This is a genomic window from Corynebacterium marquesiae, from assembly GCF_030229635.1.
Classification (GTDB): Bacteria; Actinomycetota; Actinomycetes; order Mycobacteriales; family Mycobacteriaceae; genus Corynebacterium; species Corynebacterium marquesiae.
In genome coordinates this window covers 52,170-75,187 of record NZ_JASPII010000010.1, presented here as the reverse complement: position 1 = coordinate 75,187, position 23,018 = coordinate 52,170, and the positions used below count along the sequence as shown (strand labels likewise).

The window sequence follows — 23,018 nt, the reverse complement described above, 5'->3', positions numbered from 1 at the left end:
CAAATCTGGATTTTCGCTGTATATCGCTGTTTTCGCAGGCTGGCGGCGTGTAGTTCCCGTTTGCCCAGCCCGCGCGCTAGGGTGTTGAGCGTGCAAGATAACAATCAACTGCGCGCTGATATCGCCCGCATGACCTCCCAGCCAGACGGCGAGGCCACCCCAGCGTCCCAGTCCGAGACCCTCAAGGCCGCCTTCGCGGACCTGGTGCAGGGTGCACAGCAGCGCGAGCTGTGGTTCAAACTGGGCATTCAAGATATTAAGCAGCGCTACCGCCGCTCTGTCCTGGGCCCGTTTTGGATCACCATCGCCACCGGCGTGATGGCCCTTGCCTTGGGCCTGTTGTATTCCATGCTCTTCCAGATTCCCGTCGCGGAGTTCCTCCCCCACGTCACCGTGGGCCTTATTATGTGGACCTTCATCTCGGGTTGCATCAAGGAAGGCTCCACCGTCTTCATTGACAACGAGGGCTTGATTAAACAGCTCCCCGCCCCGCTGTCGGTGCACGTTTACCGCCTCGTATGGCGCCAGACACTGTTTTTGGGCCATAACCTCATCATCTGGTTGCTGCTTATCCTTATCTTCCCGCGCAGCCTAGGCTGGGAGTTCTTCCTGTTTATCCCTGGTTTGGCCTTGTTATTGGTCAACGGCGTGTGGGTCACGATGTTCTTTGGCATCATCGCTACCCGCTTCCGCGACGTAGCCCCACTGCTAGAAGCACTGACCCAGCTGCTGTTCTACGTCACCCCCATTGTGTGGATGACCAATACCTTGAAGGACCAGGGCGGTGCGGTGGCCGGCCGCGCCCGCATCGCGGAGATCAACCCGCTCTATCACTACCTGGAAATCGTCCGTGCGCCCATGATCGGCGAGCCGGTGGCCGCCTACCACTGGTGGATCGTCATCGGCTGCACCGTACTCGGCCTGCTCATCGCCGGCTTGGTCATGCGCAAGTGGCGCTTCCGCGTCAGTTACTGGGTTTAAGCCCACGCCCTGCACTTCCTGAGATTCCTCGAAAGGATACAGACTGATGGTCTCGATTGATACGTATAACGCGTGCGTGGACTTTCCCATCTTTGATGCCAAATCCCGCTCGCTAAAGAAGGCCATGCTTTCTTCGGCCGGTGGCGCCATTGGCAAAAATGCCCAGAACACCGTCGTGGTGGAGGCGCTAAAGGATATTAACCTGCACCTGCGCGAGGGCGACCGCGTAGGTTTGGTGGGCCATAACGGCGCCGGCAAGTCCACCCTTCTGCGCCTTTTGTCTGGCATTTACGAGCCCACCCGTGGTTCTGCCGATGTGCGCGGCCGCGTGGCCCCCGTCTTTGATTTGGGCGTGGGCATGGACCCAGAGGTCTCTGGCTACGACAACATCATTATCCGTGGCCTCTTTTTGGGCCAGTCCATCAAGCAGATGAAGAAAAAGATGGATGAGATTGCGGAGTTTTCTGAACTCGGCGATTATCTCTCCATGCCGCTGCGCACCTATTCCACCGGTATGCGCGTGCGCTTGGCGCTCGGCGTGGTGACATCCATTGAGCCGGAAATCCTGCTGTTGGATGAGGGCATCGGCGCCGTGGACGCCGCTTTCATGGCCAAGGCCCGTGTGCGCCTGCAAGAGCTGGTGAAGCGCTCCGGTATCTTGGTCTTTGCCTCCCACTCCAATGACTTTTTGGCGCAGCTATGCAATACCGCCTTGTGGATCGACCATGGCGAGATCCGCTCGGTGGGTGAGGTTTCTGACGTTGTCGGTGAATACGAGGGCCCTGAGGTGGGCGAGTATGTGCGCGACCTGCGCGAGCGTTTTGAAAATGAGGACACCAGCGGCAACTAGCTGAGCATATGTAGCAGCTGCTCCCCCACGCCCGTCACGTCCACCTGCACCCCTTCTGGCCGGTGATAGTCCACAGCGCTCAGGCGCGCGCTGACCACCGGCCGGTTAATCTTTTCTGGGCCCGCAGGCTCTTCCTTTTTCTCGGTATATATGCGGTAGCCCATCTTTTCACTCACCCGAGCCGAGGCGCGGTTGGTTTTTATCCAACAGGTGCGCAGCGAATGCGCATCGAGGTGTGAGAAGGAAAACTCGGCCACCGCTTGGCGGATAAGCGTGCCATAGCCTTGGCCTTGGAAGCGGTGCAGTACCCATGATGCGGTCTGCACTTCTCGCGCGGCCGCAAAGTTTTCGGCCGATAGGTCCACCACACCCACCAATTCTTGGGTTTCTACGTCGCGGGCAATGAAATCCAAGGTCCAATTATCGACGCGCAGCTGCGCCCGGTGCTCCCATCGGTGTTGGGCCATGGCGGCGGTGGTATTCGTCTTCTCATCAAAAAGCCAGGGAAATGCATGTTCTGGAATGGTTGCGCCATAGATATCTACCGCACACACTTGAGCCACCTGGGCGATGTCTTCATCGCGCATGACACGCAGGTCAACTCCGCGGCCCGTATCATCGCAGGCCCGAATGATCACCGCAAAAGGTGGCCAGAAGTCTTCCATAGATCTCACAGTATCCGCAAAGCCGCCTCTATATCTACTTTTCGCTTCACCCGCGCGGAGTGTTTCTGCGCTGGCCCCCTACCCCGGTGGCAAGATGGAACCCATGACTGCCACCCTGACTTCCACCGGTTCCACCGCCGCCGTCATTGTTACCCATCAGCGCGCCGAGCTACTGCGGGCCTCGCTTGAACAGGTAGTCCACCAAACCCACCCTGTGCAGTGGGTAGTCGTGGTGGATAATGGCGCGGAAGATGCGGTGCGCGAACTCGTCGAATCTATGGCGGGTGACCGGGGCGTCTACGTACCTTCGGAAACCAACCTGGGCGGCGCTGGCGGCTTTGCACTGGGCTTTCTCACCGCCCTTTCCTTGGGCGCCGATGCCGTGTGGTGCGCTGATGACGATGGCCGCCCCGCCGATCACACGGTACTAGCGGAGCTGTATCGAGTGGCCGAAGCCAACCGCCTGCATGAGGTATCCCCGGCGGTATGCAATATTGACGATCCCGGCCGCCTCGCCTTCCCCCTGCGCCAGGGGCTGGTATGGCGCCGCCGGATGGAGGAACTGGAAGGCGATTTCCTGCCCGGCATCGCCTCGCTTTTTAACGGTGCGCTGATTTCCGCCGCGGCCATGGAGATCATTGGCGTGCCGGACTACCGCCTGTTTATCCGCGGCGATGAGGTGGAATACCACCGCCGGCTGGCCAACTCCGGGCTCTCCTTCGGCACGGCGCTGACCACCAGCTACCTACACCCGGACGGATCGGATGAGTTCAAACCCATCCTGGGCGGCAAGATGCATACCCAGTACCCAGAGGGCGAGTTCAAACGCTTTTTCACCTACCGCAATCGCGGTTACCTGCTGTGGCAGCGTGGTATGCGCAAGCTACTGCCGCAGGAATTTGCCCGCTTTGGCTGGTTCTTCTTGGTCCAGCGCCACGACCCGGCCGGCTTTATCGAATGGCTAAAACTCCACAACCGCGGGCGCCAAGAAGATTTCCGCCGCCCTAACCAGGGCTAGGACGGATCCTGCTTGGCGACGACCCTGACCCCCGCCTTCCTAAAAATAATCCAGCGTTGCACCGCAAAGTTCACCACGGTCGCGGTGCCCTGCGAGATAGCAAAGGCCACCACGAGGGAAAGGGTCGAGTTCCACTCCCAGTGGACGGCGAAAAGCTCAAAAAGGACCTTATAGGCCACCATATTGACCACGAAGGTCACGCCGTAGGTGGCAAGGACACCGGCGAAGCGCACCGCGGTGGCTTCGGCCTGGAAGGTCCAGCGGCGATTGAGTAGATAGGCTGCCCAGGTACCGATAATAAAGCCCACCGCACGGGCGGGGTCGGCGCTAAGCAGGCCGAAGCCGATCTGCAGGAGCCAGGTTAAGGAGACGTCGATAAGCGCGGCAAGCGCCCCCGTCACAGCGAACTTGGCGCTTTGCGCGCGCAGGCTGGTCGAGCGCGAAGCCCGCTGAGCCGCGCCGCGCCACGTCCGTGAGGAGGCTGCTGCCATCTATTTTTCCTTAAAGATAAAGGCCCTTTGAATGGCAAAGTTGGTCACCGTGGCCACGCCTTGGGCGATGACGAAGGCGATGGTGTCTTTTACCGCACCCTCAAAGCCGAGAGCCATAAGCGGCTCATTGAGCACCCAGTACAGGAAGTTTTGGACCGCAAAGGTAGAGGCGTACAAAATGCCCACGGTCGCGGCTGTGCGGCCAGACACCTTGGCCCCGAAGGTCCACCGCGCATTGGCCAGGTAGGCGGCGATGGTGCCAAAAACCCAACCGATGGCCTTGGCGGCGGAACGGTGCAGCCCCAGATAGGTCAATAAAAGCGTGAGACCATAGTCAATGGCGGCGGTAAATACGCCCACGGAAATAAAACGCACCAGCTGGGTGTGCAGCGAGGTGGATGAGGGCTTTACTTCTACGGCGTCGTCAGCGGAATTAGTCACGAGTGAGTAGCCTACCCGCGCAAGAGCGCTCGGTACATGTCCAACCGATCCACCGGCGCGGCGGATTCGGTGCCATAAGCGCCGATCTCGGCCAATTGCTGTAACGACGCCGCGCAAAGCTGCCGCACGTCGGCCCCGGAGAGCGCCGTGCCATTGTCATTGACCCAGCCGAGCGCATCCATGGTGGTCTCCACGACGGAATCGGTCAGCTCCGCGCCGCCCATACAGGAAAGGGCAAGCGCCATGGACCAAAAGGCGTCTTTGCCTTCATGGGTCACCTCGCGCGGCAAGCTGGCGAGCACGCGGGAAGCATGCGGTGATAGGTCGGTTTCCCTGCCTAGGTCCATCGCTTGCAGCAGCGGGACGAAGTCATAGAGTTTGGTGCGCTCAATTAAATCGCGCACGGGGGACGATACCGCGGAAAAGACCTCATCGGTAACTTCCTGTCCGGTCAATTCACGGTTCACGCTGGTCAACTCAAAGGGCTGAAAGAGCGAGCCTGAGCCGCCCACGCACAGCGCCTCTGGGGTGCCATTATCGCGGGGATAGATCTCGGCTACTACCAGCTCGAAGTCCCACAGTCCCCAGGCGAAGTCGACTTGATCGCCTTCGCGCCACAGGAATTCGGAGGCCTGGCGCTCGGGATCGATGCGCGGGCCACGGGCTTCGGTGTGTTCATAAAAGTGCCAGGGAGATTCCTCCTCCGGCAGGCCAAAGCAGATACGCAGAACGCGGTGTAGCTCGGTAAAGGTCAGAGCATCGCTAAAACCAATCTGGCGGTGCACCTCGCCATCGGCGCGAATATTCGCGGCTTGGCAGATGATGGTGAGGGGCTCGCGTTTGAGGGATACCACGCCATCGGCGCGTTTGGCCCGCGCCTGTGCGATATCGGTGACCCCTGCATTCATGAGCCCCACCATACGCAAGTTTTAGGAAGCTAGTTTTGCAATATCGCGCGCTTCCAGCTCACTAATGAGGAACGTCAGCGCCGCCCCAATGGCGCCCAAGAGGGTCCACGGCCGCTTGGCACCGCGCTTGCGCAGGAACTTCACCATCCGGCGGGAAAGGGCAACGTTCATCCACCCGCCCAGGATGAGCAGCAGCACCACTGCGGCGAAAATAGCCCAGGGCTTGAGGCCTTGATCGGCACTATCCTGCGGCGAGCGCGGCTCATCGCCGTCCTGCTCAGCGTGCGCGTTGGTATAGGCCACCAGGGCGCCAAAACCAAAGAAAGACAAGGTATAGGCAGTAATCAAACCGCCTTTGGATTTAATCCAATCCGGATAGGAGGTCGCAATGCCCACGGCGGCGGCCTGGGTGATACGACCAGCCAGAGTGTCATCGAGGGCGTAGTTGTCTTGGTGCTGATCTTGCGTTTCGCGGTTGTTGGTCATAGCGACTACTTTAAGCGGCAGTAAGCTAATGCGCATGTACTCGGAAAAGACAAAGCATATGACGCCGGCGCAGCAGGCGGCACAGGATGTGCGCGCAGAGGACGATAAGCGCAACGGCCACTTCGAGGCCACGGAGCATACCGATGTGCCGTTGAGCCCTTTCATGACTCGCCTGATGGCAGAGGAATTGCCCATGCTGGACTCCTCCTCACGGGCTCGCGTCTATGAACTTTTGCGGGAGTATGACGGCCCGATTATTGAATCCCAAGAGGAACTGCCGGAGGAGATCCGCGCGCTCATGGATCTGTAAACGGGCACATTCGGGCAGTACAAGCGTCCGTTTTGTTCCGAATATCACTCGCGTCACTCCGCCTGCCCTTGTGTGAGCTAGGTAGGCTAGAGAACCGACATACATCCGTCGAGCAAAGAGTAAGAGATGGAATTACATACTACTGAAAAGTCCCTGCACGGCTGGGGCCGCACCGCCCCGACGACCGCCCACGTGCTCTCCACCGAAGACGTGGACGTGATCAAAAAGGCCGTGGCTCAGGTTGCAGAAGATAACTCGGATAAGCCCGCCCACCTGCGCCGCGGCGTCATCGCCCGCGGTATGGGCCGCTCCTACGGTGACCCCGCCCAAAACGGCGGCGGCTTGGTCATCGACATGCAAAAGCTCAATAAGATCCACTCCATCGACCCAGAGTCCGCTCTGGTAGACGTCGATGGTGGTGTCACCCTAGACCAGCTGATGAAGGCTGCCCTGCCCTATGGTCTGTGGGTTCCGGTTTTGCCGGGTACCCGCCAGGTCACCATCGGTGGCGCAATCGGCCCAGATATTCACGGTAAGAACCACCACTCCGCCGGCTCCTTTGGTGACCACGTGGTTTCCATGGAGCTGCTCGTGGCCGATGGCCGCGTGCTGCACCTGACCCCGGAAGGCTCCGAGGATGACCCGAGCGGCGACCTCTTCTGGGCCACCGTTGGCGGCATGGGCCTGACCGGCATCATTCTGCGCGCCACCATCCGCATGACCAAGACGGAAACCGCCTACTTCATCGCGGATACGGACCGCACCGATAACTTGGATGAAACCATCGCCTTCCACTCCGATGGCTCCGAGCACAACTACACCTATTCTTCCGCCTGGTTCGATGTCATCTCACCAGAACCAAAGCTGGGCCGCTCCACCATTTCCCGCGGTTCGCTGGCCACCCTGGCGCAGCTGGAAGAGCTAGCCCCGAAGCTGGCCAAGGACCCACTGAAGTTCAATGCGCCGCAGCTGATGACGGTGCCGGATATCTTCCCGTCCTGGACCATGAATAAGCTCTCCCTCTCCGCCGTGGGCTTGGCGTACTACACCATGGGCGCACCGGCGAAGAACCAGGTCAAGAACCTGACGCAGTTCTACCAGCCGCTGGATCTCATTGGCGAGTGGAACCGCGGCTACGGTTCCAAGGGCTTCCTGCAGTACCAGTTCGTGGTACCGACCGAGGCTGTGGAGCCGTTCAAGGAGATCATCCGCGATATGCAGCGCTCCGGCCACTACTCCGCCCTCAACGTGTTCAAGCTCTTCGGTGAAGGCAACCGCGCGCCGCTGTCCTACCCGATGCCGGGCTGGAACGTCTGCGTGGACTTCCCCATCCGTCCGGGCCTGGGCAAGTTCCTGGATGACCTGGACCGCCGCGTGATGGAATTCGGCGGCCGCCTCTACCTGGCCAAGGAATCCCGCACCTCCGCCGAAAACTTCCACAAGATGTACCCGGGCATGGAAGGCTGGCTGAAGACCCGCAACGAGATCGACCCGACCGGCGTCTTTGCCTCCGATATGTCCCGCCGCCTCGAGCTGCACTAATCACTGGAAATAACACCTTTAAGGAGATTTACTGACCATGCTTAATGCAGTAGGCCAAGCACAACACATCCTGCTTCTGGGCGGCACCTCTGAGATCGGCCTCGGCGTCGTCTCCGAGTTCCTGCAGCGCGGCCCGGCCAAGGTCACCCTGGCCGCCCGCCCGGAGTCCCCGCGCATCGCCCAGGCCAAGGCTGACCTGGAATCCCGCGGCGCTGACGTAGAGGTCTTGGACTTCGACGCCACCGACTTCGACTCCCACCCAGACGTTATTAATAAGGCCTGGGAAAGCGGCGACGTCGACGTAGCCATCGTTGCCTTCGGCACCCTGGGTGACCAGGAAGAGCTGTGGCAAAACCACGACAAGGCCGTCGCCTCCGCACAGACCAACTACACCGCACCGGTGTCCGTAGGCGTGCTCTTGGGCGAGAAGTTCAAGCACCAGGGCCACGGCACCATCATCGCTATGTCCTCCGTGGCAGGCATGCGCGTGCGCCGTTCCAACTTTGTCTACGGCGCCTCCAAGGCCGGCGTGGACGGCTTCTACATCAACTTGGGCGAGGCCCTGCGCGGCACCGGAGCCAACGTGCTGGTTGTACGCCCAGGCCAGGTGCGCACCAAGATGTCCGCCGAGGCTGGCGACGCCCCACTGACCGTCAACGTTTCCGACGTTGCCGAGGCCACCGTCAAGGCCGTGCTCGAGGGCAAGCAGTCCATCTTTGTACACCCACTTTTTGAGTACGTGTCTTTGGCATTCAAGTTCATCCCGCAGGCCATCTTCCGCAAGCTGCCGTTCTAAACGCCGCGGCTTTCCGCGTAGGCGTAGCCGCCCCGCCCCCGTCACCTCCCTCGCCGCACGCCGGCGGCGAGGGAGGTGACGGGGGCGGTGGTGCATCAGAGGGATGCCACCAAACAAGTGCTGTCCTGCCCGCGCCAAATCTGGGCTGTGGGGCTTGGGTATGCGAAACTAATGGGCATGACAAGCACCGCTGTACCCGCCCAGTCAACGCCCGTGAGCGAGGATAACCGCACCGAGGCCTACCGCGCCGATGCGCTGACCCCTCGCGCGACCTTGCTGGGTATTGTGCTGGCCGCCCTGGCCGGTGGCGTGGTAACGCTGCTGGGCTGGTTTGCCTTCAAGACGGTCTCGCTGCCGTCCTTTAATACCTCCATGGTCACCCGTGCGTTGACCACGGTGGGGGTGGTGCTCACGCTGGCCCTGACCGGCGTGCTGTGCGTGTGGTGGCTCTATGACCACTACAAGGATTCCTTTACCCGGCCGCGCTGGCGGGCCTGGCTGACCTACGCGGTCACCTACCTCTCCCCGGCCCTGTTGACCCTGGCCGCCGTGGGCCTGCCGCTGTCCGCCTCCCGCTTGTGGCTCGACGGCGTGCAGGTAGACCAGGCCTTCCGCACCCAGTTCCTCACCCGTTCGGTGGATGAGATGGGCTATGCGGACATGAACTACCAGGACATGCCATCCTTCTATCCGATTGGCTGGTTCTGGTTGGGCGGCCGCTTGGGTGCGCTCATGGGAATTCCGGGCTGGGAGGTCTACCAGCCCTGGGCGCTCATCTCCATTGCCGTGGCCGGCTGTATTTTAGTGCCCATCTGGCAGCGCCTGACCAGTTCCCTGCCGGTCGCCACCGCCATCGCCCTGGTGACCACCGCGATTACGCTCACCATCGCGGCCGAGGAACCCTATTCCGCGGTCATTGCCATGGGCCTGCCCGCCGTTGCGGTACTTAGCGCCCGGGCCTTCCGCGGCTCCTGGCTGGCCACCCTGGGAGTGACGCTCTACCTGGGCATTTCCGCTACGTTCTATACCCTTTTCACTGCTGCGGCCGCACTTACCGTAGTCAGCCTCATCGCGCTGTTTACCGCGCTCTATGAGCATACGTGGCGCCCCATCCTGCGCCTGGTGATCATGGCGGTAGGCTCCATTGCCATCGCACTCATCGCCTGGGGACCCTACGTATGGTCAGTCATGCACTCACCGGTGCCGCTGCAAACCACCGCGCAGCACTACCTGCCGGAGGAAGGCACGCAAATTCCAGTGCCTTTCTTGTCCTTGAGCATTGTGGGTTTCCTCTGCCTCATGGGGCTCATTTACATCGTCATCCGCCTCAATGACGTGGAGGTACGCGCACTGGGCATCTCCCTCCTTGGCATCTACCTGTGGACCGTGGCGTCTATGGTGGCAACCCTGGCCGGCACCACGCTGCTCAGCTTCCGCCTCGAGGTGATCGTGGTGCTCCTCTTTGCCACCGCCGGCATCCTGGCCCTGGCAGAGATTCGTCTACTCGGCGTGCACCGCCTCTACCCGGCGCGTTTTTCCCGCACCACCAATAAGCAGATCACCGCGGTCTTTGGCATCGTCTTGGCCTTGGCCGGCGTCTTCTATGCGCAGCAGATTCCAGAGGCCAACGAGGACGCCATCGATCACGCCTATAGCGATACCGATGGCTATGGCGAACGCGCGGACCGCTTCACCAGCGATTCCGCCCACTACTACCTGGATATTCACAACTTCATTCAGGACCAGGGCTATACGCCGGATGAGACGGTGGTGCTCACGGATGAAAAGACCTTCATGTCTTATTACCCCTACTGGGGCTTTAACGCCTTTACCAGCCACTACGCCAATCCCTTGGGCGAGTTCAGCACCCGCAACGAGCAGATTGAAACGTGGGCCAATGATTCCTGGGATATGCAGCCGGAGGAGTTCCGCAAGGCCTTGGATTCTGCTCCCTGGCGCGGTCCGGATGTCATGATGTTCCGCGGCGACCTGGAAAATAAGGACGATGGTTTCAAGTTCCACCTGGCAGAAGATATCTATCCCAACCAGCCGAATATTCGCTACCGCGCGGTCTTCTTCAACGCCGATGTCTTTGACAAGGGCTGGAGGCTACAGCAAACCGGCCCCTTTGTAACAGCCGTTCGCACCAAGTAAGTTCACCCACACTTCCCGCCCGCGGCAGGGTGTGCCCGCGGGCCGAAGGGGTTATCTGACGTAAACTAATCGCCGTGTCAGATAGCCTCACTACGAATACCACCCAAGCGCGACCTGCCGCTGCCGGCTCCCGCTTCACCGCCGCCCCCGCGGGCCTGCGGTGGACCGCAATCATTGCCGGGCTGATTGGTTTCCTGTGTTTTGTAGCGACCCCGCTACTGCCGGTGACCCAAACCCAATCCTCTTATGATTGGCCGCAGCATGATTCCGTGCAGTCCATCAACGCGCCGCTCATTTCCGTCGCCCCAGAGGACCTGAAGGCCACCATCCCCATCTCCGCAGTCGATGAACTGCGCGAGGGCCAGTCCATGGTCTACGGCACCGTCCCACCGGAGTCCAAGAAGGCCTCCAACCGCGGCCTTTTCGTCCGTGCGAATGACGAGGGCCTGTCCGTTGTGTCCTTGGATGAGGTGCTGCTTACCCTCAACGCCCAAGAGGTAGCCAAGCTCCCCAAGGACGCCAGGATTGAAATTTCCGCTACGGGCGATGGCACCTCCGTGAGCGTGGGCGAGCATGAAAAGACCACCGAGGAGGATCTGCGCCCGCAGGTCACCGGCGTTTATACCGAAATCGACGATAAGGCTGACGTGCAAGCCCTGCTTGACGACGGCCTCAATGTCCACGTCGATATCAACTCCCGCTTTACCTCGTCCCCGACGTTGCTCAAGACCATTGCCATGTGGTTGGGCATCGCCATGGTGGCCGTGTCCCTGTTCTGCCTATGGCGCATCGACCGCCTTGATGGACGCCGCTTCGGTTTCATGCCTGAGACGTGGAAGAAGGTGCGCCCGCTCGATGGCGTGGTGGCCGCCATTTTGGGATTCTGGTACATCCTCGGCGCCAATACCTCGGATGATGGCTTCATCTTCTCCATGAGCCGCGTCTTCGATCACGCGACCTACATGGCCAACTACTACCGCTGGTACGGCGTGCCGGAGGCGCCCTTTGGCTCCCCCTATTACGACCTAGTTGCCGTACTCTCCCAGATTTCTACCGCCTCGGTCTTCGTGCGCCTGCCGGGCCTGATTTCCGGGCTCATCATCTGGTTTATCCTTTCCCGCGAGATGCTGCCGCGCTTTGGCCAGCTTGTCGACGGCCGTCGGGTCGCCCACTGGACCGCAGCACTGATGTTCCTGGCCTTCTGGCTGCCGTATAACAACGGCACCCGCCCAGAGCCCATCGTGGCGCTCGGCGTGATGTTTACCTGGGCTTCCTTCGAGCGTGCCATTGCCACCCGCCGCCTGCTTCCGGCGGCCGTGGGCACCATCGCGGCAACCATCACATTGGCCGCCGGCCCGACCGGCCTTTTTGCCGTGGGCGTCTTCCTCGTCAGCCTGCCGCACCTCTTCCGCGCCATGGCCGAGCGCGTGCCGTCCATGGGCGGTGGCGCCCTCGGCTGGCTTTCGCTCATTGCGCCGTTCCTGAGCGCTGGCACCGCCATCATGGTCGCCGCCTTTGGTGACCAGACGCTCTCTACCGTGCTGGAGTCCACCCGCGTGCGCTCCGAGGTCGGCCCATCCTTGCCGTGGTACGCGGAGTACGCGCGCTACTCCACCCTCTTCCAGGAATCCGTGGATGGCTCGCTGACCCGCCGCTTCGCGGTCTTCACCATGCTCTTCTGCCTGGTGCTTATTGTGGCGGCCTTTATCAAGGACCGTCGCGTCGTTGGTGCTGCCGTCGGCCCGACCCAGCGCCTGCTCATCATCGTGGCGCTGTCCATGTTCTTCCTCATGTTCACCCCCACCAAGTGGACCCACCACTTTGGCATCTACGCCGGCGTGGCCGGTGTCATCGCCGCCCTCGGTGCCGTGGTGCTCTCCCAGTTCGCGCTGCGCTCGCCGCGCGCTCGCACCTTCGCCATCGCCGCGGTGGTCTTCTTGCTGGCTATATCCTTCGCCGGCTGGAACGCTTGGTGGTACGTATCCTCCTTTGGCATTCCGTGGTGGGATCGCACGGTGCAATTCAAGGCCATCGAGGCCAATAAGGTGCTGCTCGCCATCGCGCTTATCATCTTCGCCATCGGCGTGGTGCAGTCCCTGCGCCATAGCTACCGCAAGTCCCAGGCGGAAGAGGCCGGAACCCTGGCGGAATTTGAGAAGAATGCCGCCGCCAAGGTCTCGCGTTCGGCCGGAATCATGTCCGCGCCTATCGCCCTTGCCTGCGCCATCGTGGTTGCCCTTTCTTGTGCTTCCTTTGCCAAGGCCACCGTCTCCCAGGCGGATTCCTACTCCGTGGGCAAGGGCAACCTGGCTTCCCTGCGCGGCAATACCTGCGCGCTGGCGGATCAAACCATGGTGGAGACCAATACCAATGACTCCTTCCTGACCCCGGTGGACGGCGACTTGGGCGATTCCCTGGTGGACCAGGACGAGCCCCACAAGGGCTTCGATCCAAACTTCATCCCCGAATCCATCGAGCCGGAAAACCAGAACTCCGCCTCCGTGGGTGCCATCGCGGATGGCTCCAGCGACTCCTCCTCCGAAAGCGCGGAGACCGCTACCTCGGGCGCGGATACCGAATCCGGCGGCAACAGCGATTCCGCTGATTCCCAGGAGACAAAGAATAAGCAAGACAAAAAGGACAAGAAATCCAAGGAAACCACCAATACCTCGGAGGGCGGCGTGCGCGGCACCCAGGGTGTCAATGGCTCTACCATGCACCTGCCGTTCAACCTGGATTACACCAAGGTCCCGGTACTTGGCTCTTATTCGGAGGAGCAAGACTCCACCTCTGAGGTAACCACCAAGTGGTACAACCTGCCAGAGGCCAAGGACAATGCTCCCGTGCTGGCCGTTTCTGCAGCCGGCAATATCTACCACCATGATGTCAACGGGGTGGAGCAGGAAGGCATGGAGCTTAGCCTCGAGTACGGCACCATCGATGACTCCGGAAAGGTCACCAATACTGGCGAGGAAGAACTCGCCGCCGTTGGTGCCACGCCAAAGTGGCGCAACCTGCGCCTGCCGCTGGATAAGTTGCCAAAGGATGCCAACGTGGTGCGCCTGGTAGCAACGGATGACTCCACCGATGAGGATGACTGGCTGGCCTTTACTCCGCCGCGCGTCCCAGAGCTGGATACCATCAATAACCAGTTCTCCAAGGACACCCCGGCGCTGCTGGACTGGGCCGTAGCCCTGCAGTTCCCGTGCCAGCGCACCTTTGACCACTTCGCCGGCGTCACGGAAATTCCGGAATACCGCATCTTGCCGGATTCCTCAGCACAGACCTCGCTGACGGACTTCCAGTCCTTCTCCGGCGGTGGCGCCATGTCCACCGCGGAGGCGGTCAACTACTCCTATGAGATCCCGAGCTACCTCAATAATGACTGGGCCCGCGATTGGGGTGCCATTGAAAAGTACGAGCTGCGTACCGATTCACAGGGCAATGCCCCAGTCCCAGCCGAGATTGATTATGAGGACATTACCCGTTCCGGACTGTGGAAAGACTCCGAGATGAAAATTCGCCCCGAGGGCGAAGAGTAGTCTCACTTGCGGCCGCGCCCCGACCTCGCTGCGGGGCGCGCAGGCACCGCACAATCCAATCGCCTAGGAAAAAGAGCAACAGCGAAGCGCCAAAGAGAGGCGCGATGATCGAGTAGGCCACCACCCCCGCCAGCACGGCGGGGGTAAATTTTAGCTCGGGAAGGCTGCGGCGCGCTTTTATCCACCACATCCACAGGCCTGCAATGCTCACCACGAGCAAGCCCAGAGCGAGTACCGCCAATGCAACCTGGCTATAGATGCCAAAAAGAGTGCCCATGTGCAACTGGATGAGCCACGAGGTTAGCTGTGCGGCAAGCGGCCAGTCAGCAGAATTGATGCGGTCGATGACCTCCCCGTTCGGGGTCACTGCTACGGCATCGCTGCGCAGCTTGAAGGCTGCACGACCCTCGCGCACACCCCACGCATCGCCTGGCTTTTCCGGTGGGGTCATTTCCAGAACCCCGGTCAATCCTTGGCTGCGAGCTGCCGATAATGCGGTTTGGGCCCCGGCAAGTTCTGCAGCATCGTGGTGTCCCGTATGCCTAGCGTGCCCCGCGTGCCCGGCGTGAACCGCGTGGCCGGAATGCCCAGCATGCTCCCCCACTCCGGTACTAGCCCCCGCTTCTGCAACGGAGGTCGCCACGGACGGTTCCTTCCAATTGAGTTCCTCACGCACCTTGCCAATACTTGTGCCCGCCACCAGCGACCATGTCAGCCCAGTAACGGTCAAGAAGAGGAAGCCCGGCAGCAACCAGGCACCCACGCGGGCGTGCAGCGCCAGCACCTTGGAGGGCTGCTTCTTATTCCTTTGCTTACGCTTGAGCCATAGGTACAAACCGAGGATGCTCAGCGCGCCGAGCCACGAGGCCGCAAGTTCGGCATAGAGGCGGCCCGGCTCGCCTAGCCACAAAGTGCGGTGACCATTAGAGGCCCACGTGCGGAAAGGTAGCGCCCGCGAGCCGCCATATTGTTGTAGTTCGCCAGTGATATGTAGGTCCACCGGGTCTACAAAGACGGCCCGGCTATAGCTGGAGTTGGGGGCGGTGGGGTCGTCGAAAAGCACGCGGGTGGTCTCCTGCGGATCTTCGGAAGGCTCGACTCGAACTACGTCCCCGTCCGGGTGCTGGCGCTGGGCGGCGGCAATCTGTTCATCGAGGCTGCGCGGGCTGCCTTGCGCGGTGGCGGTTACCTCATCGTGGTAAATCCACGGTTCAAAGGTGGGTGCCAAGGCATAGAGAAACCCGCTTAATGCTGCGACTATGAGGAAGGGCGCAATGATTACGCCGGCGAATTTATGCAGGCGCGATAGCGCGCCATGAGTGGATATGGTCATGCGGAACTAGTCGCACTCCTATTGAAACTAGTTCCTTTTTAGCATGGAACCTCCAGGGAATTGTTATTTTTCTAGCTCTCCTGCCAGGAACGTGGCCGCATCTCGCACGCGCTGCCGGGCCACCGCCGGGGTAGATACGCGGTGGGTGGAAACATAATCGCGCGCAACGGCACCGGGCACGCAAACGCGCGCGGCAATCTCATCCTCGGTTGCGGTTTGCACGAAGGTGTGCGGACTTAGCTCAGATAGGTCCGCCGGGATTTCGTATCCGGCGCGCAGCTCCTCCGGCAGATGTGCAAGGGCGCCGAAATCGGGGAAGGTGAGCAGGAGGCCGTCGGCAGGCACGAGCGCCGCCAGGGCCCCGCCGGAAGAATACCCCCAGGTAGTAACGCTAGAAGCGCCCTGCGCGCGGGCATAGTCGATGGCCTGCTGCACTGCACTGACCATCTCTGCCACGGTGTGCTCGGGAGCGAGCGGATAATCCACGTCAAAAATGGTGGTGCCGGATAGCTGCGCGGCGGCGGCTACCTCGGGGCGCCACTGCATCTCCAACGCCTGACCGTCACCGCGCCACCAACCGCCCGAATGCAGCGAGACAGCCCACCGGCCGGTTGGCTTTGTGGGCTGGAAGATGGCGCCCACCTCGGAGTCTTCTACGCTAATGCCCTCCGTGTACGCAGTGCCCGGTAGCGCATGGTCCACCGCAGTACCGAGCACCATCATTGCCGCATGGGTAATGCGATCCGGCAAGAGCGCGCAATATTGGTCCGCCTCAGGGGAGCCGCCCCCGGCCCACGGCGGGCGGAAATCCGGGGTGTCATAGTGGGCATCGATATAGGCAACGAGTTGCTCGAGCTGTTCCTTTTCCTCCATCTGGCGATCCTGGCCGCCGATGTGCCATTCCTGGCCGGGCTCCAGCGGGCGGTGCGGGTCCTGGTTAGCGTCTGCGTTAGTCATGTCACCGAGCCTACGCGCACCGCCTACCGGCGGAAAGGGCTACCAAATGGTGACGCGATCCTCCGGCGCAATATACATGGCAGAATCCTCTGCAATCTCAAAGGCCTCGTAGAACTCCGCGATATTGGCCGCAATGAGGTTGCAGCGGAACTCCGCCGGCGAGTGCGGATCAATGGCCAGGTACTGGGTGGCCATCTCCGGGCGGATGGCGGTGCGCCATACGCGGGCCCAGGCGAGGAAGAAGCGTTGTAGGCCGTTGTAGGTGTGCTCGGCCAGCTCTGGCTCGGCTCCATCTACCTCGAACTTCTCCTCCTTGCCCTGCAGGTCAATGCCCTTATCGGCGCAGTAGTTCTTGAAAGCCACCACAGCGATACCCAAACCGCCTAGGTCACCGATATTTTCACCCAGGGTGAAGCTGCCATTTACACCGGTGGATTCGATGCCGGCTTCCTTGAGCACCGTCGGCACTTGGCCGTTGAATTGCTCCACCAGCTTGGCGGTGAGCTTTTCAAAGGCGGCGCGGTCCTCATCGGACCACCAGGAATTCAGGTTGCCCTGGCCGTCAAACTGCGAGCCCTGATCATCAAAGCCATGACCAATCTCGTGGCCGATGACGGCACCGATGGCGCCAAAGTTTTCTGCGGCATCGGCCTCTGGGTTATAGAACGGCGGGCGCAGGATAGCTGCCGGGAAGGTGATGTCATTGACCACTGGGTTATAAAAGGCGTTGACCGTCTGCGGGGTGGTCACCCACTCATTACGGTCAGCTGGCTTGCCAATCTTGGCCAGCTCAAAGTCATGGGAGAAAGCGGAGCCGGCGCGGGCATTAGCCAGCAGGTCTGCGCCCTTAGCGGAGACCTCGAGGCCAGAGTAATCGCGCCAGGAATCCGGGAAGCCAATCTTGGCCTTGAACTGAGACAGCTTTTCTAGGGCGCGCTCGCGGGTGGCCGGCGTCATCCACTCCAGCTGAGAGATACGCTCGCGGTAGGCGGCGATGAGGTAGTCCACCAGCTCATCCATCTCACGCTTGGAGGAGGCCGGGAAGTGCTTTTCCACGAATACTTGGCCAATCTCTTCGCCCACTAGGGATTCGGCCAAGCCCACGGCGCGCTTCCAGCGGTCGCGCTGCTGGGTAGCGCCGGAGAGCTTGGTGCCATAGAACTCGAAGTTCTTCGCGCCTACTTCCTCGGGCAGCATAGCCGCGCGGGAGCGCAGAATGTGCCAGGTGGCCCACAGCTGCCAATCGGCCATGCGCTCGGAGGTAAAGAGGCTCTCGAAGTGCTCGAGATAAGACGGCATCATATTGACCACGCGGTGCTCTGGCAGGTTGCCGCCGGAGAGCAAAGCGCGGGTCATGGTGGGCAGCTCGCTAAACTCGCACGGGTTATAGGTCTTGACCGCATCGCGGGTGGAGACCACATCCCAATGGCCAGCAGCCAGCTCCTTTTCCAAGCCGACGATGCGGTGGGCTGCTACCTCGGCGCCCAGGCCAAAGAGGCGGGCTGGGTCAAGGAACTCCAGCATTTCAGCCACGTGCTTTTCATAAGCGCTCAGCGTTTCCGCGTGGGCTTCCTCGCGGTAATAAGCCTCATCCGGCAGGCCCAGGCCGGATTGAATGACATAAGCAATGGCGTCCTCGGAACCGGAGTCCTTGGATACCCAGAAGGTCACCGGGGAGCCAACTCCGGTGCGCTCAAGTTCACCCAGGCGCTGTGCCAGTTCCTCGGGGTCGGCCGCGCTCAGGCGGTCCAGATCCGCATCCAATGGAGCCATGCCGGCCGCGTTGACTCCCTCGGTATCCATAAAGGAGGCATAGAGCTTGCCCGGGCGGCCGGTGTCCTTGTCCACGATCTCATGGACGAGTTCTTCGGCTTCGTCGCGCAGCGCGTGGAAGGTGCCATCCACGCCGCGATCATCGGGAATGACGTGGCTTTCCAGCCAGGGTCCATTGACTAGTTGATAAAGATCTTTCATGCCTGCCACTCTAGGTCAAAGCAGCAAGATAAGGTGTGGGCTATGGAATTTTATCGCTTTCCTCCAGCGCATCCACGGCGCCTTTTCCTCGCCGTTATTGCGTTCGTGGCGGTGGTTCTCGCTTTGCCCACAATTGTGCAGGCGGCACTGGCGGATTCCTCCGCGGACGTCGAGCAGGTCACCCTGACCGAGCCTAGCCAGGATTGGGAGATTGACGTTCCCGATCTCTACTGCGAGCGCGACTATGAATCCCTCGCCAGCATCGGCTGGAACTGCGGCGATGTCAGCGTACAGGCCACCCTCACCGAGGATGCCAAAGACGATGCCACCACCTTGCGCCGCATGGTCCGCGCCCTAACCATGGCACCCTTGCCGGCCGATGCCCCTACCTTCGACGGCACGAATGGAGCACTCCTGCTTGCCGACGCCCCCTCCTCCACCGCCGCCCTCTCCCTCGACGGCACCGGCGAAGACGAAAACAAGGATTGGGTGGTCACCGTGACCGGCAAGGGCGATCAGGCCCGGGCCACCACCTCCCGCATCTGGCATGCCTTCGGCCAAGAGGATCTGCCCGCTGCGGCCGATGCAGAATTCGCTGACTTCTCCGGGGAGTTGATGTACTAGATGTCCAAGCTCTTTCGCACCACACTGTGGATCCTGTCCGGCATTGGCCTCATCGCCTTCTTTTTCCAGACGCTGAGCACATTTTTGATCTCTCCCCTGATGGGCCTGCTCAGCCTGCTCATCGCCGCCGTTCTCGTGGCGCTGGTCATCTTCCTGCTGCAGCGCAGCCCCATGTGGGCCCGCCCGGCGCGCCTGTGGGCCCTACTGGCTTTCCTTTGGGGCGGCGGGGTGGCCGTAACCCTAGCGCTTATCAGCTCCGGTCCTGTCATGCAGCTCGCCATCGGCACCGGCTGGGTCGATGCCATGATGTCCTGGAGCGGCGCCTACCCAGAGGAAATTTCTAAGGCCACCGGCGTTATCTTCGTGCTCATGTCCTTCCGCCAACTCAACCGCCCGTGGCATGGCTGGATGGTGGGCGCAGTGGTGGGCCTGGGCTTCGAGGCCTGCGAAAACATCCTCTACGGCGCCATGGGTGCCACCATGCATCCCGATAGCGATATCCAGGGCTTATTTGAGATGTGGGGCCTGCGGCTCATCGCCGGCCCTGGCCTGCACGTCTTGCTCACCGCGCTGGCCGGCTGGGGCATCGGCTGGGCGCTCTATGCCGCGGCCAAGCCGCTGTGGTGGCGCATCGGTGTCTTTCTCGGCTGCCTCGCCGCCGCGTTCCTCCTCCACTTTTGCTGGAACTACCTGCACGATTCCGAGGTGGCCGCCATTATCCAGGCCGTCACGGTAGCGCTTATCCTCTACCCGCTGAGCATCTGGCTGGTGCTGCGCGGCAATAAGCTCGCCAAGGGCGATGAGAGCTATAGCCACAGCACTGCCGACGACGCCCTCGCCTTCATCCGTTAAAGCCACCGACCACTCTGTAAAGCAAGCACGTTTCGTCCTTTTCACACCCCGTGAGAGACGAAACGTGCTTATTTTGCATCCATTGTGGCGCCGCAGATCCTAGTTGCACACGCGCAGCGGCGTTACCTGCGCCAACGCCTGGTTCGCGCTCGCGCAGGCCTGACGCTCGTAGCTCGCTGCCGTGCGGGTGGCATCTCGGATTACCTGTCGCGCTGGGCCTTGCAGATGCAGATCGTGCTCGATACGAGCTCCAATGGCCTCGCTAGAACCGGCGGGGATTGCGCCTGGGGCATTATGTACGGCGTGGGTGACATCTGCGGTATGGGTAGCCGCATCACCGTAAGTATTGGCGGCTACGGTAAATTCAGGGGCGGTGGATACCGAGGCATGGATGCGGCGATTGTCTGACCAGCCAAACTTGGTACCGATAACCCCGGGAATCCGGGAGGTACCAAAATCCTGCCGGTAGCCATCGGCAGCCACGGGAGCGGCGGTAGCCATGCCGGTCATGATGGGCGCGGCAAGGGGATCGTGCTGGATACGCGAGGTAAACCGCGCTACATCCTCAGTGGAGGTGGTCGTTGTCCCCCAGTAGCCGGTGTAGTGCGTTTCGCGCAGGCCAAACTCGTGGATGATGCTGGGGATGGCCTGCGGGTAACGGCGGTCCAAGTCGGTAGCCACGTTGTCATCGCTCACACGAATCATATGCTCCACGCGGGCTTTATCGGCCGGTGCACCGTATTTTAGGACCCAATAGCCTAAGTAGAGCTTGCTTAAAGACAGCGCGGGGCGAGACTCATGGGCATTAGCGGTGGAGACAGTCGCGCCAGAATCATGTCGGACGGTAATTTGGGTGCGCGCAGGCACGGCGTGCGGATCGAGGGTGACAGCCTGGGCGGCAGGGACAATAGCGAGGGAAAATGCGGTAACCAGGGAACCTACCGCCAGCTTTTTCATCATGAAAATATCCTAGCGTCACCGTGGGTATTACGCTCCGGCTTCTACGAGCAGCACTCCCCCGACAATGAGTACCACGCCGAGGGATTTCAGCCAGGTAAATGGCTCCTTGAATAGGAGGTAGGAGGCGATGGCGGTCAGGGCAACACCGGTGGCAGCCCAGATGCCGTAGGCCACGCCCAGATCCATGCCGGCCTTGAGCACGAGCGCCAAGAAGCCGTAGGCAGAGACATAGCACAGGGCAACGAGCGCCACCCAGAAGCGACGGCCGGTTACCGCGGACATGCGCAGGCACAGCGTGCCGGTGACCTCGATGGCGGTGGCGAGGAAAAGGAGGAACCAGATCATTGCGGCGCCACCTCCACGGTGCGGTCGTGGTTCTTGTCCGGCTTAGCGCCCATTTCTACGCAGAATACGCCGCCCATGATGAGCGCGATGCCGGCGAGTTTTACCGCGCCGAGAGGCTCGCCAAAAAGCGCGGCGGAAAGCAGAGCAGTGGAAATGACTCCACCAGATGCCCAGAGACCATAGGCCACGCCCACGTTGACGCCTTCTTGCATCACGCGATGGAGCAACACGAAGGCAAGGATGAAGCAAAAAGCGGCCACGCCGTAGATCCAGAAATGGTCCACGGCGTACTTCAGCGCGACGGTGCCCACGACTTCGCTAGCAATCGCGAGAAAAAGAATGACCCAGGCCCTCACTCCATCAACTCCTGTAATTCGCGGGCGTCGATTCCGTGCTCGTGCATTTTAACGCGGCCGCCAGCGTGCGCGATGGCCTCGCGATCCCAGAACTCTGCGGCGCGGGCGGGATCATGGGAGGTGCCATCCGCGCGGACGACGCGCCACCAGGCGGTACCAGCGCCGTGGCGTTTTAATACGGTCCCGACGTTGCGCGCGCCGCAGCCGGCCACCTTAGCCACCTCGCCATAGGAGGTGACGTTGCCGGGTGGGATTACGGCAACGACCGCCAATACGCGCTTGACCAGTGGCGACTCACTCATCGCAATTACTGCGGGTCGAGCCCCAACACGTCATCCGATTCGGTCGGCTCCTCTTCGGGGGCATCTTCGACCTCGGTGAGGGTGATGGTGGCACCGGTGGAATCGGCCAAAAGGCACATGCGACCGAAGGGTGAATCCCATGGTTCGCGGATGACCTCGCCGCCTAGTTCCACGGCCTTCTTCGCAGCGGCGTCGATATCGCGCACGCCCAGGTAGGTCTGCCAGAAGCTCGGGACCTGCGGCGGGAACTGCCCCTCGGCGTTCCACAGCCCGGCAAACGGCGCACCGTCTTCTTCCGCGGTGGCATAGATGAAGTTCTCATCCTCAGACTGCATGGCGCGGATTTCCCAGTTGAATAACTCGCCATAAAAATCCATCGCGTTCTGGAAGCCCGAGGTAGCGGTGAGCTCGTGCCAGACCGGGGTGCCGGGCTCGCCGGCAGCCACGAAGTGCTCTGGGCCGGCGGGTTGGATGAGGCCGAACATGCCCCCGGCGGCGTCGACAAGCAGGGCCATGTGCCCCAGCTGCACCTGCTGCGGCTCCACAAGGATGCGCCCGCCCAGGTTCTGCGCGCGCTGGCAATCGCCCGCGATGTCCTTGGACAGGAAGTAGGTCACCCACGTATCCGGCATGGGGGCCTCCTCCGGCTGCGGGATCAGCCCAGCGATGGGCAGGCCCTGCAGGCGCGCCATCTGGTAGGGATTATCCTCGCCGGACTCGGCGGAGATTTCCCAGCCCAGCACCTGCTCGTAGAAGTGCGCGGACTTGCGCGGGTCCGAGGTGGTCAGGTCGATCCAGTAGGGCATGCCCACTTCAGCTTCGAATGCTGGCATCTACATATTCCTCCACTTTTCCGGATCAAAGTCGTCGTCGGCCGTGGCTTCATCAAAGTAATCATCGTCATCGTCCGGCTCGCCCACGCGCGCGCAGGCGTCCTCGATGCATACCTCATCGCCTGGGTGGAGCATGGCGCCCCGGCGCGTCTCGGGCTCGCCATTGACCGTGACTACGCCTTCTGCGATGAGCTCTTTAGCCTCGCCGCCGGTAGCCACCAAGCTGGCCAGCTTGATGAACTGGCCCAATTTGATGGAGTCGCCGTTGATAGGAATGTCTAGCATGCCGCCCAGCTTA

24 protein-coding genes are annotated in these 23,018 nt (G+C 61.3%); 10 read left to right on the top strand and 14 right to left on the bottom strand.

Going from position 1 to position 23,018, the window contains the following annotated elements; translation table 11 throughout:
- The first annotated feature begins 129 nt into the window (after positions 1-129).
- A complete protein-coding gene (gene wzm / locus QP971_RS07955) occupies positions 130-981 on the top strand; it encodes a galactan export ABC transporter permease subunit Wzm/RfbD (RefSeq protein WP_284788390.1) in 852 nt (283 codons plus the stop codon).
- A 46-nt stretch (positions 982-1,027) separates the two neighbouring features.
- The gene (gene wzt / locus QP971_RS07950; RefSeq protein WP_284791946.1) at positions 1,028-1,831 is read left to right on the top strand and encodes a galactan export ABC transporter ATP-binding subunit Wzt/RfbE; all 804 of its coding nucleotides are present in this window, start codon (positions 1,028-1,030) and stop codon (positions 1,829-1,831) included.
- Here the strand turns inward: wzt and QP971_RS07945 are convergent.
- Positions 1,828-2,496 (bottom strand): GNAT family N-acetyltransferase, encoded by a 669-nt coding sequence (locus QP971_RS07945; RefSeq protein ID WP_284811236.1) that lies wholly within the window; start codon positions 2,494-2,496, stop codon positions 1,828-1,830. The genes wzt and QP971_RS07945 overlap by 4 nt on opposite strands.
- 94 nt (positions 2,497-2,590) lie before the next feature.
- On the opposite strand from QP971_RS07945, the gene glfT1 reads away from it, so the two are divergent.
- A complete protein-coding gene (glfT1, locus tag QP971_RS07940) occupies positions 2,591-3,514 on the top strand; it encodes a galactofuranosyltransferase GlfT1 (RefSeq protein ID WP_198492351.1) in 924 nt (307 codons plus the stop codon).
- On the opposite strand, the gene QP971_RS07935 is transcribed toward glfT1, so the two are convergent.
- Genes QP971_RS07935 through QP971_RS07920 form a run of 4 tightly spaced genes read right to left on the bottom strand, consistent with a single transcriptional unit; the run spans position 3,511 to position 5,840 of the window.
- Complete coding sequence (locus QP971_RS07935) at positions 3,511-4,005, bottom strand: GtrA family protein (RefSeq protein WP_284811237.1); 495 nt, start codon at positions 4,003-4,005, stop codon at positions 3,511-3,513. The genes glfT1 and QP971_RS07935 overlap by 4 nt on opposite strands.
- On the bottom strand, positions 4,006-4,446 hold the full coding sequence (locus QP971_RS07930) for a GtrA family protein (RefSeq protein WP_005323207.1): 441 nt from the start codon (positions 4,444-4,446) through the stop codon (positions 4,006-4,008).
- An 11-nt stretch (positions 4,447-4,457) separates the two neighbouring features.
- Positions 4,458-5,366, bottom strand: a complete 909-nt coding sequence (locus QP971_RS07925; protein WP_284791977.1) for a plasmid pRiA4b ORF-3 family protein — start codon at positions 5,364-5,366, stop codon at positions 4,458-4,460.
- Between the two features lie 9 nt (positions 5,367-5,375).
- Positions 5,376-5,840, bottom strand: coding sequence for a hypothetical protein (locus QP971_RS07920; RefSeq protein ID WP_284788378.1), 465 nt, complete (start codon positions 5,838-5,840; stop codon positions 5,376-5,378).
- 34 nt (positions 5,841-5,874) lie between these two features.
- On the opposite strand from QP971_RS07920, the gene QP971_RS07915 reads away from it, so the two are divergent.
- From QP971_RS07915 to QP971_RS07895, 5 genes are all read left to right on the top strand, one after another.
- Complete coding sequence (locus QP971_RS07915) at positions 5,875-6,150, top strand: hypothetical protein (RefSeq protein WP_179387256.1); 276 nt, start codon at positions 5,875-5,877, stop codon at positions 6,148-6,150.
- A 126-nt stretch (positions 6,151-6,276) separates the two neighbouring features.
- Entirely contained in the window at positions 6,277-7,692 is a 1,416-nt protein-coding gene (dprE1, locus tag QP971_RS07910) for a decaprenylphosphoryl-beta-D-ribose oxidase (protein WP_049377071.1), read from the top strand.
- A gap of 37 nt (positions 7,693-7,729) precedes the next feature.
- On the top strand, positions 7,730-8,488 hold the full coding sequence (dprE2, locus tag QP971_RS07905) for a decaprenylphospho-beta-D-erythro-pentofuranosid-2-ulose 2-reductase (RefSeq protein ID WP_049377072.1): 759 nt from the start codon (positions 7,730-7,732) through the stop codon (positions 8,486-8,488).
- A gap of 177 nt (positions 8,489-8,665) precedes the next feature.
- Positions 8,666-10,642 carry a galactan 5-O-arabinofuranosyltransferase gene (locus QP971_RS07900; protein WP_284811238.1) on the top strand — a complete coding sequence of 659 codons (1,977 nt, stop codon included), beginning with the start codon at positions 8,666-8,668 and terminating at the stop codon, positions 10,640-10,642.
- A gap of 74 nt (positions 10,643-10,716) precedes the next feature.
- Complete coding sequence (locus QP971_RS07895) at positions 10,717-14,184, top strand: arabinosyltransferase domain-containing protein (RefSeq protein WP_284811239.1); 3,468 nt, start codon at positions 10,717-10,719, stop codon at positions 14,182-14,184.
- Here the strand turns inward: QP971_RS07895 and QP971_RS07890 are convergent.
- From QP971_RS07890 to QP971_RS07880, 3 genes are all read right to left on the bottom strand, one after another.
- Positions 14,123-15,517 carry a PepSY-associated TM helix domain-containing protein gene (locus QP971_RS07890; protein ID WP_284788370.1) on the bottom strand — a complete coding sequence of 465 codons (1,395 nt, stop codon included), beginning with the start codon at positions 15,515-15,517 and terminating at the stop codon, positions 14,123-14,125. The genes QP971_RS07895 and QP971_RS07890 overlap by 62 nt on opposite strands.
- Positions 15,518-15,580: 63 nt before the next feature.
- Positions 15,581-16,474 carry an alpha/beta hydrolase gene (locus QP971_RS07885; RefSeq protein ID WP_284811240.1) on the bottom strand — a complete coding sequence of 298 codons (894 nt, stop codon included), beginning with the start codon at positions 16,472-16,474 and terminating at the stop codon, positions 15,581-15,583.
- 39 nt (positions 16,475-16,513) lie between these two features.
- The gene (locus QP971_RS07880; RefSeq protein ID WP_284811241.1) at positions 16,514-18,448 is read right to left on the bottom strand and encodes a M13 family metallopeptidase; all 1,935 of its coding nucleotides are present in this window, start codon (positions 18,446-18,448) and stop codon (positions 16,514-16,516) included.
- Between the two features lie 42 nt (positions 18,449-18,490).
- Between QP971_RS07880 and QP971_RS07875 the strand changes: the two genes are divergently transcribed.
- Both QP971_RS07875 and QP971_RS07870 read left to right on the top strand, forming a co-directional pair.
- The gene (locus QP971_RS07875) at positions 18,491-19,072 is read left to right on the top strand and encodes a hypothetical protein (RefSeq protein WP_239273701.1); all 582 of its coding nucleotides are present in this window, start codon (positions 18,491-18,493) and stop codon (positions 19,070-19,072) included.
- Positions 19,073-19,924, top strand: coding sequence for a PrsW family intramembrane metalloprotease (locus tag QP971_RS07870; RefSeq protein WP_284811242.1), 852 nt, complete (start codon positions 19,073-19,075; stop codon positions 19,922-19,924).
- A 99-nt stretch (positions 19,925-20,023) separates the two neighbouring features.
- On the opposite strand, the gene QP971_RS07865 is transcribed toward QP971_RS07870, so the two are convergent.
- Genes QP971_RS07865 through QP971_RS07840 form a run of 6 tightly spaced genes read right to left on the bottom strand, consistent with a single transcriptional unit; the run spans position 20,024 to position 23,005 of the window.
- Entirely contained in the window at positions 20,024-20,884 is an 861-nt protein-coding gene (locus QP971_RS07865) for a hypothetical protein (protein WP_284811243.1), read from the bottom strand.
- A gap of 27 nt (positions 20,885-20,911) precedes the next feature.
- Entirely contained in the window at positions 20,912-21,229 is a 318-nt protein-coding gene (locus tag QP971_RS07860) for a DMT family transporter (RefSeq protein WP_005323220.1), read from the bottom strand.
- Entirely contained in the window at positions 21,226-21,585 is a 360-nt protein-coding gene (locus QP971_RS07855; protein ID WP_284811244.1) for a DMT family transporter, read from the bottom strand. Before QP971_RS07855 ends, QP971_RS07860 begins: the two co-directional genes overlap by 4 nt.
- Positions 21,582-21,887, bottom strand: a complete 306-nt coding sequence (locus tag QP971_RS07850) for an MGMT family protein (protein ID WP_284811245.1) — start codon at positions 21,885-21,887, stop codon at positions 21,582-21,584. Before QP971_RS07850 ends, QP971_RS07855 begins: the two co-directional genes overlap by 4 nt.
- 5 nt (positions 21,888-21,892) lie before the next feature.
- On the bottom strand, positions 21,893-22,720 hold the full coding sequence (locus QP971_RS07845) for a VOC family protein (protein WP_239229367.1): 828 nt from the start codon (positions 22,718-22,720) through the stop codon (positions 21,893-21,895).
- The gene (locus QP971_RS07840) at positions 22,721-23,005 is read right to left on the bottom strand and encodes an RNA-binding S4 domain-containing protein (protein ID WP_005323225.1); all 285 of its coding nucleotides are present in this window, start codon (positions 23,003-23,005) and stop codon (positions 22,721-22,723) included.
- Positions 23,006-23,018 lie beyond the last annotated feature (13 nt).

Bases quoted from the DNA above. Each gene is read 5' to 3' on its own strand.
- QP971_RS07875 (WP_239273701.1), top strand. From the start codon at position 18,491: ATGGAATTTTATCGCTTTCCTCCAGCGCATCCACGGCGCCTTTTCCTC.
- QP971_RS07935 (WP_284811237.1), bottom strand. From the start codon at position 4,005: ATGGCAGCAGCCTCCTCACGGACGTGGCGCGGCGCGGCTCAGCGGGCT.
- QP971_RS07925 (WP_284791977.1), bottom strand. From the start codon at position 5,366: ATGGTGGGGCTCATGAATGCAGGGGTCACCGATATCGCACAGGCGCGG.
- QP971_RS07880 (WP_284811241.1), bottom strand. From the start codon at position 18,448: ATGAAAGATCTTTATCAACTAGTCAATGGACCCTGGCTGGAAAGCCAC.
- QP971_RS07900 (WP_284811238.1), top strand. From the start codon at position 8,666: ATGACAAGCACCGCTGTACCCGCCCAGTCAACGCCCGTGAGCGAGGAT.
- wzt (WP_284791946.1), top strand. From the start codon at position 1,028: ATGGTCTCGATTGATACGTATAACGCGTGCGTGGACTTTCCCATCTTT.
- QP971_RS07945 (WP_284811236.1), bottom strand. From the start codon at position 2,496: ATGGAAGACTTCTGGCCACCTTTTGCGGTGATCATTCGGGCCTGCGAT.
- QP971_RS07885 (WP_284811240.1), bottom strand. From the start codon at position 16,474: ATGACTAACGCAGACGCTAACCAGGACCCGCACCGCCCGCTGGAGCCC.
- dprE2 (WP_049377072.1), top strand. From the start codon at position 7,730: ATGCTTAATGCAGTAGGCCAAGCACAACACATCCTGCTTCTGGGCGGC.
- QP971_RS07845 (WP_239229367.1), bottom strand. From the start codon at position 22,720: ATGCCAGCATTCGAAGCTGAAGTGGGCATGCCCTACTGGATCGACCTG.
- wzm (WP_284788390.1), top strand. From the start codon at position 130: ATGACCTCCCAGCCAGACGGCGAGGCCACCCCAGCGTCCCAGTCCGAG.
- QP971_RS07850 (WP_284811245.1), bottom strand. From the start codon at position 21,887: ATGAGTGAGTCGCCACTGGTCAAGCGCGTATTGGCGGTCGTTGCCGTA.
- dprE1 (WP_049377071.1), top strand. From the start codon at position 6,277: ATGGAATTACATACTACTGAAAAGTCCCTGCACGGCTGGGGCCGCACC.
- QP971_RS07920 (WP_284788378.1), bottom strand. From the start codon at position 5,840: ATGACCAACAACCGCGAAACGCAAGATCAGCACCAAGACAACTACGCC.
- QP971_RS07865 (WP_284811243.1), bottom strand. From the start codon at position 20,884: ATGATGAAAAAGCTGGCGGTAGGTTCCCTGGTTACCGCATTTTCCCTC.
- QP971_RS07915 (WP_179387256.1), top strand. From the start codon at position 5,875: ATGTACTCGGAAAAGACAAAGCATATGACGCCGGCGCAGCAGGCGGCA.
- QP971_RS07890 (WP_284788370.1), bottom strand. From the start codon at position 15,517: ATGACCATATCCACTCATGGCGCGCTATCGCGCCTGCATAAATTCGCC.
- QP971_RS07870 (WP_284811242.1), top strand. From the start codon at position 19,073: ATGTCCAAGCTCTTTCGCACCACACTGTGGATCCTGTCCGGCATTGGC.
- QP971_RS07860 (WP_005323220.1), bottom strand. From the start codon at position 21,229: ATGATCTGGTTCCTCCTTTTCCTCGCCACCGCCATCGAGGTCACCGGC.
- glfT1 (WP_198492351.1), top strand. From the start codon at position 2,591: ATGGAACCCATGACTGCCACCCTGACTTCCACCGGTTCCACCGCCGCC.
- QP971_RS07840 (WP_005323225.1), bottom strand. From the start codon at position 23,005: ATGCTAGACATTCCTATCAACGGCGACTCCATCAAATTGGGCCAGTTC.